Origin of the sequence: Pelagicoccus enzymogenes, from assembly GCF_014803405.1 — a bacterium.
GTDB classification, from domain to species: domain Bacteria; phylum Verrucomicrobiota; class Verrucomicrobiia; order Opitutales; family Opitutaceae; genus Pelagicoccus; species Pelagicoccus enzymogenes.
Genome location: NZ_JACYFG010000040.1, coordinates 76,697 through 89,045, shown reverse-complemented (window position 1 = coordinate 89,045; position 12,349 = coordinate 76,697). Strand labels below are relative to the sequence as shown.

The window sequence follows — 12,349 nt, the reverse complement described above, 5'->3', positions numbered from 1 at the left end:
CAAGGGATGACTTATTGCAGGATGTTGAAACCGGGGGCGATGCTGAGGAGGACGAGGGCACGTTCGACGCGTTCCCGGGCTTGGCTGGGGGCGAGGCCCTCTACGGCGGTGACGATGGCGTTTATTTCGGTCTCGTTGAGGGCGTTGTTGGCGAGCAGGAGGTTGAGGTGGGCGACAAGGGCGGAGGCGTCGCTGGCGAGGCTTTGCTCGTAGGCGAGATCGAGGCTGCCTTGGGAGCCGCTTCCTGTCATGAAGGGTTGCGAGAGCCCTTTGGTGACGAGTCGCTGCATGACGCCGAAGGAAAGGATGCCGCTTGAATCGTCGAGGATTTGGAACTCGGGGGCGGTGAGCTCCTGGTCGCGTAGCTCGCCCGCGGGGGCGAAGTCGGGTTCGTAGAAATTGAATACAGTAGGCGAGCGGAAGGGAAACTGGGCGAACTGGTCTTGCAGGTCGGCGATGTAGAGCACTTTGTCGTTGCGACTGCTCTTCAGCTCGAAGGCGCGGGAAATTTGCAGGAAGCGGATCAGCGGTTCGCGCAGCTTGCCCCGGGTAGGGTCGACGAGGTAGGCTCCGCTGCGGGCTTCGGGATCGAGCAGAATGGCCTTGGCGACGGCGGCGAGATTGCCTCGGGTGCCGGTGCCGTCGTCCTCGAAAACGGCGGCGACGCGGTCGAGGTATTGTGGGGAAGGGTTGGAGCAGGTAAGGCGTTGTATCAAGCGAAGGGATACGAAGGGCGCGGTGTTGGGATGCTCGAAGAGGGCGTCGAGAGCTTGGGTGACGTCAGTGAGGGTATCTTGTCCTGCGGGCAGCACGGTGCCGTCCACGAGTGTCTTGGATCCAGTGTCGTGACGATTCTCGTTGGTATGCATGGGGTCGATCCAGTTTTGGTCGGTATCCTCATAGTTAGGGTTGTCGGGGGCGTAGACGAAGCCGGTAAATACGCGGGCCAGCTCCGTGATATCATCGTTGTCGTAGGTCGGGATGGGCTCGCCTTCCGTATCCGTTTTTATGCTACCGTCTCGATTGAGCTCCCAGAGTCCGATAGTGAAGAGCTGCATCACTTCGCGGGCGTAGTTCTCGTCCGGCTTGCGAGTGCCCCGTTCCTTCTGGTTGTTGAGGTAAGTGAGGTAGCGTCCCGTTTTGGGAGAGCGGGTCACGTCTTGTAGGAGGTCGCGGTAGTTGCCGAGAGCGTTCTTGAGATAGAGGTCGTAGTAGTGGAGCCACTCGTCGAGGTTGCCGCGGTTGGCGGAGCCTTCTTCGCCGAGCACAATGATCTGGGAGAGGGCCCAGGCCATGCGCTGGCGGAGCTGGTCGGGGGCGTTGAGGGCGGCTTCGAACCAGGCGGCGCCTTTGGCGTGGCGATTGCCCAAGGGGAAGCTGCGAGGGAAACCAGCGAGGCCTGGGATGGCGGCAGCGGTGTCGGTCAGGCTGCTGAGGGGCTGGGCGATTTGGGCGTCGAGCCAGTCTTCGAAATGAAGGTTGAGCTCCAGCAGTTCCTCCACTTCGGCGGGCGTCGGGCCAAAGGTGGCCTGGCGGAGAAAGCGCACGGCCTGGGCTTTGTTGAGAAGGGTCGGGCTGGTTTCGACGCGCAGGCGGAAGATTTGGGCGCTGCCGGCGTATTGTTGGAAGCGGAGGAAGTTGCCGTCTTGCGTAAGCGTGGCATTTGTGTCGGTGACCTGCCACGGGGTGGGGCCGAGTTTCCAAGCGAGGGTGGTCCATTCGTTGGGCGAAAGGTCGGTGCGCGACTCGAAGATGTATACCACGTCTTGGCGGCCGGGAAAGTCGAAGTGCAGCAACGCGTCGCCGGTGGTGGTGGAGAGGTAAGGGGAGTTGCCGGACTTGCCGGGGTCGACCGCGTCGGCGGGGGCGGCTCCGAGGGCGTACTCGTAGAAGGAGGTGGCGCCGTCGGCGTCGGGGTCCTCGGTCGTAGGGGCGCCGGGGATCTGAGCCTTCCACTCCGGGTAGTTGAGCGGCAAGGCTTCGTATTGGTTGGCGCTCAGGCACAAGGCGGCGCCGGTGGTCGCCAGGAGCAGGACTCCTCGGCGAAAGCGTTTTCTCAGCATGTTGTTTTTCGGGGGATGAGACGGGCGGGGGGGCTTGCGCGTCGGATGTAAAGTTGTTCAGGCGTATTGGCGCTCGCAATGGATTTCTCCTGCGGATTAGCGCCTATCGGTTTTTGAAAGCGTTGTGGCGGGTAGAATAGGCAATCGACTTGCATTGCACGAGGTATGCCATTTTGAGGTGATAGCATAAGGGGCTGTCCTGCAGTTTTTTATACATTTAGGGGATTGTTTGTAACGTCGGGTTTGGGGAGTATTTACTAGATCGACTGGGGAGTGAGTGGCCATGCCTGGTTAATAATCCCAAGCGCGGGGGCATCTTTTGTGTAACGTGCAGCGGGGATTTGGGTTTCCTTGGACGTGAGTTCCTCTTCCTTTCCTGCTCTTCGCCAGAGTTTGCGTCGTTTGCGGCGCGAGCGTGGCTTCACTGCAACGGTGTTGCTGACCTTGGCCCTTTGCATCGGAGCCAACGTGGCGATGTTCGCGGTTATCGACGCGATCTTGCTGCGAGCCTTGCCATTTGAGAAGAGCGAGCGGCTGGTGACTTTGATGAATTCCTATCCGGGAGCGGGGGCCCCGCGCATCGGGGCGTCCTTGCCCAACTACTACGAGCGACGCGAGGGCATGGAGTCCTTCGAGTCGGTCTCGATCTACCAGGGCGGCAGCGTTATTGTGGGAGAAGCGGGATCGCCGCAACGGGTGCCGCGGGACCGCGTTTCGATCGAGTTTTTCGAGACCTTGAAAGCGCCTCTGCTGATGGGGCAGCCGTTTACGGAAGAGCAGACGCTTTACGAGAATTCCGGAGTGGCGATCCTCACTTACGAGTACTGGCAGGACTATTTCAACGGCGACCCGGACGTCCTGAATCGCGAGCTGATGGTGGACGGCTTGTCCCAGCGGGTCGTTGGGGTGCTCGGGCCGGACTTCACTTTTCTCAACAGCGACGCGCGCTTCTTCAACCCCACGGCGTCGAACTTGGAAGATCGGGAGATTGGGCGGCGTCATTCGAACAACTTCCGCATGATCGCTCGCTTGAAGGAAGGCGTCACGGTGGAGGCCGCTCAAGACGAGATGAATCGCCACAACGAGCTAATGTCGGAGACGGATCCCTACGCGGAGATGGTGCGCAACGCCGGCTTCGAGACCATCGTGGTGAACTTGCACGAAGAGGTGGTGAGGGAGGCGAAGCCGATCCTGCTGATTCTGCAGGCGGGGGCCTTTTCGCTGCTGTTGATCGGTTGCGTGAATTTGGTGAACTTGTTGCTGATTCGGGCCAAGGGGCGGGCCAAGGAAACGGCGGTGCGGCAAGCCTTGGGAGCGGGGCGCAGGGATCTGGCGCGTGAAACCTTGCTGGAAACGGTGACGCTCGCCCTCGTCGGAGGCTTGTTGGGAATAGGCGTGGGCGCTGCGAGTATTCGAATGTTGGAGACGCTCGGATCGCAGCAATTGCCTCTTGGGGCAACGATTTCGCTGGATGGGCGAGTGTTGCTGGTGTCCTTGCTCGGGGCTTTTGCGGTGGGCTTGGCCTTGGCTCTGCCGATAGTGGCTTTGAACGCCCGTCGAAATCTGGCGCCAGCCCTGCAGGCGGAGTCGCGTACGGGCACGGTATCGCGCGGTGCCCAGCGAGTGCGGCACGGTTTTATCGTGGTGCAGATCGCCTTGGCGTTTGCCTTGCTGGCGAGCGCGGGGCTGCTGGGCTTGAGCTTGCGCAAGGCCTTGCAGAACGATCCTGGATTCGAATCGGAGAATGTCTTAACTGCCAGCATCTCGCTTCCATGGAAAACGTATCCAGAAACTGAACCGCGACAGGCCTTCTTGCAGCGTTTGCGCGAAGCGTTGGCCAACGTACCGGGCGTCGCCGAGGTGGGAATGTCGAACTGCCTGCCTTTCAGCGGAAACGTGAGCAACAATGCCACGGTGGTGGAAGGGGTGGAATTGAAGCCGGGCGATTCGCTGCGGGCGCACTGGGTCGGCTTTGGCTTTGGCGAGTATTGGCAAAGCTTGGGAATCCCTCTGGTGGAAGGCCGCTACTTGAGCGAAGCCGAGCAGGTTGGAGAGCAACGTGTTTGTATGGTGGATACGGCTTTCGTGGAGCGCTATTGGCCGGGGGAAAGCGCCTTGGGGCGTCGCCTCGCTACGGACGTGGAGCTGAACGAGGAGAATGCCATGACCATCGTGGGCGTGGTGGAGACCGTTAAGCAAAACGACCTTACGGAAGAGGTTTCCCAAGGCATGATCTACACGCCGTTTCGGCTGCGAGCCCAGCAGTTCTTTTTCATTACCTTGAAGACGCAGGTCTTGCCGGAATCGGTGAGCGACGCCTTGCGCGAAGCGGTGCTGCGAATCGATCCGGAGTTGCCGGTAGACAACATTCGGCTGTTGCAGGATCGCATCGACGACAGCCTGCTGATCCGCCGTTCGCCTGCGATCCTGGCGGGGATTTTCGCGGGAGTGGCCCTCTTGCTGGCGGCGATTGGAACGTACGGTGTGCTGGCCTACGCGGTGGGAGAACGCGGCCGCGAGATCGGAGTTCGCATGGCGATCGGGGCTCAGCCGGGACAGGTCCTGGGCAGTTTCCTCTTGATGGGAGCGAAGCTGCTGGCGGGTGGCGCCCTGTTGGGAGCAGCTGTCTCTTGGCTAGCGGGTATCGGGATGAAAAGCGTGCTCTACGAAGTGGTGCCCTACGACGTTGGCGTGCTGCTGGCTACGGCCTTGGCCCTGTCGGTTGTGGTTTTCTTGGCGAGCTATTTGCCGTCGAGCAAGGCAGCTCGGGTGTCGCCGATGGAAGCGATGCGCGAGGAGTGAGGGGCTCTATTGTTTTTAAACACTCCCGAGGGAGATAAAGAGGACTTTTTTAACCACAGATGGCACAGATAGACACAGATGCTCTTGCAATGGAAGTTGGGTTGAATCGACCGACACTCGAGGAGCGAAGCGAGGAAACAATCGCACAGATTTTCACGGATGATCCTGCATAGAAATTTTGGGTGTGGTAAACGTTGGTGAATGGGGGCTGGTTTGAGGCTAGGATGCGGCGGATGAATTTTAGGGCGATAGGGTGGGCAGGTTCGACCATGCCGTGACCGTATCCGTCGAATTCATACAGGGTGGCGGAGAAAGCTCGGCCACGCGGAGAGTCGATCGAGATTACGAGGGACGGCGCAAGCGCCGCGCCTTACGTTTGCCCACCCGAAGCTAGCGAATTAAGAACCCGGTGCGGAGAAGAAGAAGCTGTCCAGCACGAGTTGGTAGAAACTCTGTGTTGTGCTGTCAGCCGGCAGCTCGAAACGTAGGGAGTTTTCGATGGTGGTGGGATTGGCTGAGAGTTCGTTCCAAGCTTGCAGGTTATCACTTTTCTCCAATTGGAAGGTGACGAGTTCCGAGTAGGGAGAATAGGTCAAGGTGTAGGTGCTTCCGTCGAAGTCCAGATGGCTTTGAATCCGGGAATTGGGATCGCTGGGGTCTAAGCCGAGCGTGTTTTCTGCTAGGTTGCTGACGCCGTCACCGTCGCTATCCGCCGTGTAAACGTCAGGTGTCATGGCGGCGATTTCGGTCGCTGTGAAGTAGTTGGCGAGCCAGCCGTCGAAGTCGCTTCGTTGCTGAATGGTATGGGATTGGCCATTTATTGTGAATGTGGCCGAGCGCGGAGTGGAGGCCTCGTTAGCGGAGACGGTAACGGTGAGTTGTTCGGATCCGTCCCCGGAGCTGGAAGACAAGGAGACCCACGAGGGCACGTTTTCCGCTTGCCAAACGGTATTGGAGTCGAGACCGAGTTGGTAGTTTTCCGCTTGGAATCCGATCTCTTGGGAGTCGCTATCGAGAGTGACGTATGGTTCCTCGAGGGTGATCGTGAAAGCGAGTTCGACCGTGTTGCCGTTGGGGTCGGAAGCGGTGACGGTGATGTCGGAGCTTCCGGTCTGGCCCTGGCCGAGCGTGAGGGTGAGCTGGTTGCCGTCTATGTCGTCGATGGTGGCGTTGGCTACCTCTGCGTTTGAGGAGCTTACGGCGGAATAGGATACGAAGCTCGGCGAGGAGTTGGCAGACGGGAAAAGGTCGGCTTCGTAAACGGAGGGGAGCGTTACGAAGTCTTCTACGGTGACGTCTGAATCGAGAACGCGTTCGATTGGCATCTCGTTGAAGGGGCTTCCGAAATTGTATCTAGGCAGAGCGGCGATTGCGTCTGCCACTGTCATGCCTGAACCGATCACCTTTGCGAATACGGTGAAGCCGCCGTTTTGGTTGTCGAGATTCTCGGAATTATTGTTGAGGTTGATAAACCAACCATTGGTAGCGCTGTTGGGGTCGCCGCCAAGTTTTGCCATTGCCACGGTTCCGCGTGTGTTGGAGATTTTGTACTCGTTTACGACGGGGTCTTTATCAGGGACATCTTCTACGGGGATTGTGGACTTGAAGCCGCCTCCCTGGATTATGAACGAAGGGACTGAACGGTGGATAATGCTATTGTCGTAGCTGCCGTCGTTCACGTAGCTAAGAAAGTTGGTGACGGTTTTGGGGGCATCGTTGGCCAGCATTTCCAGAGCGATGTTGCCTTGGTCTGTTTCGAGGATGACGATCTGACCGGTTATCCCGGGGACTTCCAAGAACTGCGACAGGTCGAGGCTGTAGCTCGTGGTGAGATTGTCGAAGGTCTGGTCAGCCGGGTGGGAGACGCGCTGCAAGGTTTGGGCGTTGGATAGGCTGACGAGCAGCGTTGCTGAAAGGGCGGAAAAAAGGGCTTTTTTGAAAGTCACTTGCTGGAAAGGGAGTTCGAGGTTTGGATCGCCGGTTTGGGCGGGCGACGCCTTTTTTACGAGCTTCTTTCCGTTTTGGGTTCAGGAAATTGAATTTTCTTGGGGCGACGGGCTAACGCCCGCGGAGCGGCCGTTCCACCTGGCGGGTCGAGGGCGTACTTTTTGAGGGCGTGTCGGGACGACCCGCGCCACCTTTTTTCAGCTGGCCTGCTGGAGGCACTCGGCAAGTTGGGCTTCCATGTGCTCGACGGCGTAGAGGTACTCCTTGATGCGCCACTCGCGCCAGGCCCGGGCGTGTCGCAGGGTCCATTCTTGGGCGATCTTTTCGCGGTCGTGGTTGCCGACCTCTCCTTGTATCCAGATCTCGGATTCGATTTCCTTGATTTGGTCGAGGGTTTCGGCGAGGCGATCGACGATGCCGTTTTGAGCGACGAGGTACTTGGCGATTTGGATGATCTCCTCGTTGTCGCTGGTGGTATCGAGCAGCTGCATGAACTCGTCGCGCTTTTCGCGGTAGAAGCGTTCGAGGGCGGCGAGGTGTCGCTGGAGGCGACCGGCGTGCCACAGCTGCTCGAGAAGCTGTCGCTCAGCGGCTTGAGGCTGCAGGCGTGGGTCGATAGCGGGCTGAGGTTTGTATGCTTCGGAAATGTGTACCATGTGGAAATTGGGTTGAAACGGGGTGATTTCGCATGCTCACGAAGATAGTTATTAGATCGGATTTCGCAGGTCGTTTGGTTGGTTTGACCCGCATGCGGAATGAATTTGGCGATTGCTTTACAGTCGGCTGAGGAAATTCGCTTCGCGGAACTAGGGTTTGTTCCGAGACGGGAGAGGCATTTTCTCGGCGAGTTCCCTTGGGGAGGTTCTGGAGCCGTGGCGCGTTCGTGCGCAGGGGCCCTGCGACAGCTGGCTCTAGGAGATGTAGGCGTCAGGTTCTACGACCGAACTTCCTGCAGGGGAAGCGGCAGGATTTTGAGGGATCAGGCGTCGGTCATGGGCGAGGCCCAGGCGAGCCAGATGGCGGCGGTCCAAGTAAAGTGGTTGCCTCCGGAGCCGGCCCCGGTGATGGGGTCGAAGTACTCGTAGAAGCCGTTGTCTTGAATGACTTTTCGAGTATCGAGGCGGATGCGCTTGGCTTTTTCGGCGAAGCCGTATTCCTCGAGCCCGCGGGCTACGAGGTAGTTGACGATGGCCCAAGTGGGTCCGCGCCAGTAGCGGCGGGAGTCGAACTTGGGGTGTTGCGGGTCGAAGCTAGGTAGGCTGTACGGAGCGGAGTCTAGTATGCGGTCTAGTGTTTTCTGCAGGCGGGCGTCGCGTTTCGGTTTGGTGATGCCCCCGTAGTAGGAAAGGAAGGCGACGGAGGAGACTCCGTCGGAGTGTTGGCCGTTGCGCAGGTTGCGGGCGGCGTAGGCGTCGATTTCGTCGTTCCAGAGGTAGTTGGCCGCATGCTCGGCCCGGTAGAGCCAGGTGTCGATCTCGTGGACGGCGGACTCTTTGTTGAGGAACTTGGCGAGTTTGCGCAGGTCGCGGTCGGCTCGCATGAGGATGAAGGTGATGCCGGGGTCGGCCACGGCGAAGGGGCCTTCGCGAGTGATTTGGGCGTGGTCCCATCCGCATTCGCGTCCGTACTCGACGAGCTTGATGTAGCGGTCGTACTGGGCGTTGGTGGGCCGCATGTCGGCGTCGACGTGGCCGAGGTCCTTGCGTTGGTAGGGGGTGACGCCGGTGGGGTCGACCTCGTCGAGGGCGTCGTCCCAGTCGGGCGAGTTGTCGCGTCCGGATTCCCAGGGATGGGTCACGGCGATGGCGGCTCCGCCGGAGATGACGCGCTTGGTGTGAAACCAGCGGTGCCAGCGCATGAGGCGGGGGAAGAGCTCGCCGAGGCGCTCCTTGCCGAGGATCGGATCCTTTTCGTAGAGGTCGCGCACGATGGTGGCGGCGACGGGGGGCTGGGAGCAGCCGGAGGTGGCGACCTCGTGGGTGCCGCCCCACACCTTGGGGCCGGGAAAGTAGGAGGGCGAGTCGCGGCGGAAGACGATGTGGGCGGCCATGCCATTCTTCCACTGTCCCTGAAAGAGCGATTCGACTTCGGTCCAAGCTCGGTCGAGGTCGATCTCGGAGAAGCCGAGGGCTACGAACATTGAGTCCCAGTTCCATTGGTAGGGATAGAGTCCTTTGGTGGGCAGGGTGTAGTCGCCCCAGGAATTTTCGCGCAAGATCTCGATCGCTCGCTTGTCGAGGTCGACCTTCTTGGCGGGAACGGGTTCGTCTGTCGGGAGTTTGCTCATGCGTGCGGCGGCAGGCACCTGTGTGAAGTGAAGGGTTTCGGCGCCTGTTCACGCTTGTAAAAGCAGGGATTATGCCGGTTGGCGGGGCGCTCGTTTTTGAGCGAAGGTTGAGCTGTCTAATTTGGAAGTGTGGCCGGTGGGGTTGCGGGCGCGGTGCGATTGCCAGAGGGTGATGGCATGAAATTGAGACGTTTGGGTTCGAGTGGCATGATGGTTTCTCCCGTTTGCTTGGGTACCATGACCTTTGGTTCGCCGGTGGGCAAGGAGGAGGCGATTCGCATCGTGCACGGTGCGATGGATTTGGGAATCAACTTCATCGATACGGCCAACGTGTACGAGGGGTATTCGCGCTATCAGGGATCGCCCGGCGGGGTTTCGGAGGAGATTTTGGGCGCGGCTTTGCGAGGTCGACGCGAAGAGGTGGTGCTGGCTACGAAGTGCGGCGCTCCCAACGGTCCGGGGACCCATGACATGGGACTGACGGCGAAGACGATTTTGCGGGAACTGGATGGGAGTCTGCGGCGATTGGGCACGGACTACATCGATCTCTACCACATTCACTGGCCGGATGCCCAGACGCCGCTCGAGACGGTGCTTTCCACCATGGAGACGGCGTATCGCCAGGGAAAAATCCGCGCCTTCGGGGTGTCGAACCACTTTGCTTGGCAGCTTTGCGAACTGCTTTGGATGGCCGACAAGCGGAATTGGCCGAAAGTGGTGGCCTCGCAAATTCCCTTCAGCTTGCTGCGGCGCGACTACCAAAACGACTTGGAGTTTTGCCGGAAGCACGAGGTGGGAGTGACGCCCTGGCAGGCCCTGCAGGGGGGATTGCTGACGGGCAAGTACCGGCGGGGGAAGCAGGCTCCAGAAGGCTCGCGCATGGCGGACAGCGCTTGGCTGTCGGAGCCGGAGGATGCGGTTTTCGACCAGATCGAGGCGACGGAGGAATTGGCTAAGGAGCAGGGATTGAGCCTGACGGAGTACGCGTTGGCCTGGAGCTTGGCCCAGCCTGCGATGACTTCATTGATCGTGGGTGTCAAGTCGATGGCCCAAGTGGAGGCCGCGGTGAAGGGAGCGGAAGCGGTGCTGCCAGCGGAGGTCTTAGAACGGCAGGATGCGATCACCCCGCCGCCACCCAGCAACGCTCCGATCTTCAAAAGATAGAGCACCACTGTCGGTCGCTGCGATCGATCGTGTGACTAGCATGCTCCTACCAGAGTTTGTGGTGGGTTAGACTGTGCGACCGAGTCCCGGCGCAATTGGGAGGTTGACGGTTGCGGTATTTAGCGGCTGATGCTTGGCAATGAGCGAGGCTGCCAAAAAAGATCCGATGCATGGGAAGACCTTGAAGGCGATGCTGACTGAATTGGTCGACAAGTATGGCTGGGAGGAGCTGGCGGCGAAGATCTCTATCAACTGCTTCGCCAACGATCCCAGCTTGAGCTCCAGCTTGAAGTTTTTGCGCAAAACGCCATGGGCGCGCCGCAAGGTGGAAATCGCCTACATGGAGTTGATCGGAATGGAGCCGCCGACGCGCAAGAAGCCCTCGCCGCGACCTGCCGCGCCGCGCGAGGCGGACAGGCCGAAGACAAACCCATGGACCGGCAAGCCGTTTTAAGGCTAGAGTCGTGACATTCGTCGAGTGTCGCATTTCGTAGCGCGGAGCGTGGAGGGACGACTGACTTTTGTCACTGCGTTCGGTACCACGTCGTCCGCGGTGCAGGATCAAAACCGCCGAGGAGCGCGGTGGAACTCGTCCCTCCAGACAAAAAGGACAAACCCCAGTAATGCCAGAAGCTCAGGCGACACTTGGAAACGAACCCTCCTAGCGGGGGGACGAAGGCAGGGGTTGCTATGGCGGTCGTTTGGGTGCAGTGATGGGCGGCTATGTCATTTGAATCGCTTGATCTGCCGGATTTTTTGCTTCGCTCCCTCGAGACCCTCGGCTACGCGGAGGCGACTCCCATCCAAGCTGCGTCCATCCCAGTGGCCCTCTCGGGGAAGGATTTGTTGGCGGCTGCCCAAACGGGCTCGGGCAAGACGGCGGCCTTCTGCTTGCCGATCGTGCGGAAGGTGACTGGGGAGGCGACTGCGGGCAAAGCGCCCAGGCATCTGATCCTGGCGCCGACGCGAGAGCTGGCGGTGCAGGTTGGCGCCGCCTTGGAGCGTTACGCGGAGGGGGCGCCCGCTCCGGTGCGTGTCTTGGTGGCCTTTGGCGGCGTGGGCTACGATGCCCAAATGAAGGCGGCGGCCGCGGGAGTTGATGTCGTGGTTGCCACGCCAGGGCGTTTGATCGACTTGGTGGAACGTCGCTCGGTGGAGCTTGGCGAGGTGCAGACGTTGGTGTTGGACGAGGCGGATCGCTTGCTGGCCTTGGGCTTTACAGAGGAGTTGAACGCGATTATGGAAATGCTGCCGGAGAAGCGGCAAAACCTGCTCTTTTCGGCGACTTTTCCGCAGCACGTGGTCGCCTTGGCGAATGCCTTGTTGAAGGATCCGGAGCGGGTGGAATTGGAGGCGGCGGCTCAGCCGGTGGCCAGCGTCGCTCAACGAGCGATCGAGGTGGAGGGCAACAAGCGTACGGGCTTGCTGCGACATTTGCTGGAAGCGGAAGGATGGGAGCGGGTGCTGGTTTTTGTGGGGTCCAAGCGTCGAGCGGACAACGTGACGGCTAAGTTGAGCAAAAACGGGATCTCGGCTCTGGCCTTGCACGGTGACATGTCGCAGGACAAGCGGCAGCGTTCGCTGGAGCGGTTCAAGCAGAAGAAAGCTCGGGTGCTGATGGCTACGGACGTGGCGGCCCGCGGTCTCGACATCGCGGGCTTGCCCTGCGTGATCAACTACGATCTGCCCCGGGCGGCGGCGGACTACGTTCATCGCATCGGTCGCACGGGCCGTGCGGGTCAGGGCGGCGTGGCGATCAGTTTCGTGACGGACGACATGGACGCCCACTTTCGCCAGATCGAGAAGAAGAACAAGATCGACCCGATTCCGCGCGAGCGGCTGGAGGGCTTCGAGCCGGAGGATTGGAATCCGCAGGACCCGAACAAGGGCAAGGCCCCGGTGAAAGGGAAGCGTCCGAGCAAGAAGGACAAGCTGCGGCGGCAGGCTTCAAAGGGCGAGGATCGCCCTTCGGGAGATGGGGGCGATGTATCGAGCCCTTGGGTGCAGGCAATGCGCAGGGGGAAACGGTAGGAAGCGGCCTTGCGCCGCGATCGAGGCGTGCTTATCGCGACGCGAGGTCGCTCCT

At 60.1% G+C, this 12,349-nt stretch carries 8 protein-coding genes; 4 read left to right on the top strand and 4 right to left on the bottom strand.

Translation table 11 applies throughout. The features are described 5' to 3' along the window. Positions 1-11: 11 nt before the first annotated feature. The gene (locus tag IEN85_RS16790; protein ID WP_191618261.1) at positions 12-2,063 is read right to left on the bottom strand and encodes a DUF1800 domain-containing protein; all 2,052 of its coding nucleotides are present in this window, start codon (positions 2,061-2,063) and stop codon (positions 12-14) included. Between the two features lie 357 nt (positions 2,064-2,420). On the opposite strand from IEN85_RS16790, the gene IEN85_RS16785 reads away from it, so the two are divergent. Beyond that, positions 2,421-4,865, top strand: coding sequence for an ABC transporter permease (locus IEN85_RS16785; RefSeq protein ID WP_191618260.1), 2,445 nt, complete (start codon positions 2,421-2,423; stop codon positions 4,863-4,865). Positions 4,866-5,263: 398 nt separating this feature from the next. Here IEN85_RS16785 and IEN85_RS16780 read toward each other — a convergent pair whose 3' ends face one another. The 3 genes from IEN85_RS16780 to IEN85_RS16770 all read right to left on the bottom strand — a co-directional run bounded on the left by IEN85_RS16780 (position 5,264) and on the right by IEN85_RS16770 (position 9,099). Then, the gene (locus IEN85_RS16780; RefSeq protein ID WP_191618259.1) at positions 5,264-6,811 is read right to left on the bottom strand and encodes a peptidylprolyl isomerase; all 1,548 of its coding nucleotides are present in this window, start codon (positions 6,809-6,811) and stop codon (positions 5,264-5,266) included. A gap of 198 nt (positions 6,812-7,009) precedes the next feature. Beyond that, entirely contained in the window at positions 7,010-7,468 is a 459-nt protein-coding gene (locus tag IEN85_RS16775) for a hypothetical protein (RefSeq protein WP_191618258.1), read from the bottom strand. 323 nt (positions 7,469-7,791) lie between these two features. Continuing rightward, the gene (locus tag IEN85_RS16770; protein ID WP_191618257.1) at positions 7,792-9,099 is read right to left on the bottom strand and encodes an MGH1-like glycoside hydrolase domain-containing protein; all 1,308 of its coding nucleotides are present in this window, start codon (positions 9,097-9,099) and stop codon (positions 7,792-7,794) included. 177 nt (positions 9,100-9,276) lie between these two features. Between IEN85_RS16770 and IEN85_RS16765 the strand changes: the two genes are divergently transcribed. From IEN85_RS16765 to IEN85_RS16755, 3 genes are all read left to right on the top strand, one after another. Then, on the top strand, positions 9,277-10,263 hold the full coding sequence (locus IEN85_RS16765; RefSeq protein ID WP_191618256.1) for an aldo/keto reductase: 987 nt from the start codon (positions 9,277-9,279) through the stop codon (positions 10,261-10,263). Between the two features lie 139 nt (positions 10,264-10,402). Then, positions 10,403-10,717, top strand: coding sequence for a VF530 family protein (locus tag IEN85_RS16760; protein WP_191618255.1), 315 nt, complete (start codon positions 10,403-10,405; stop codon positions 10,715-10,717). Between the two features lie 269 nt (positions 10,718-10,986). After that, complete coding sequence (locus tag IEN85_RS16755) at positions 10,987-12,294, top strand: DEAD/DEAH box helicase (RefSeq protein WP_191618254.1); 1,308 nt, start codon at positions 10,987-10,989, stop codon at positions 12,292-12,294. The last annotated feature ends 55 nt before the right edge of the window (positions 12,295-12,349 follow it).

Coding starts and splice junctions, on each gene's coding strand:
- IEN85_RS16790 (WP_191618261.1), bottom strand. CDS start 2,063: ATGCTGAGAAAACGCTTTCGCCGAGGAGTCCTGCTCCTGGCGACCACC.
- IEN85_RS16775 (WP_191618258.1), bottom strand. CDS start 7,468: ATGGTACACATTTCCGAAGCATACAAACCTCAGCCCGCTATCGACCCA.
- IEN85_RS16770 (WP_191618257.1), bottom strand. CDS start 9,099: ATGAGCAAACTCCCGACAGACGAACCCGTTCCCGCCAAGAAGGTCGAC.
- IEN85_RS16765 (WP_191618256.1), top strand. CDS start 9,277: ATGAAATTGAGACGTTTGGGTTCGAGTGGCATGATGGTTTCTCCCGTT.
- IEN85_RS16760 (WP_191618255.1), top strand. CDS start 10,403: ATGAGCGAGGCTGCCAAAAAAGATCCGATGCATGGGAAGACCTTGAAG.
- IEN85_RS16755 (WP_191618254.1), top strand. CDS start 10,987: ATGTCATTTGAATCGCTTGATCTGCCGGATTTTTTGCTTCGCTCCCTC.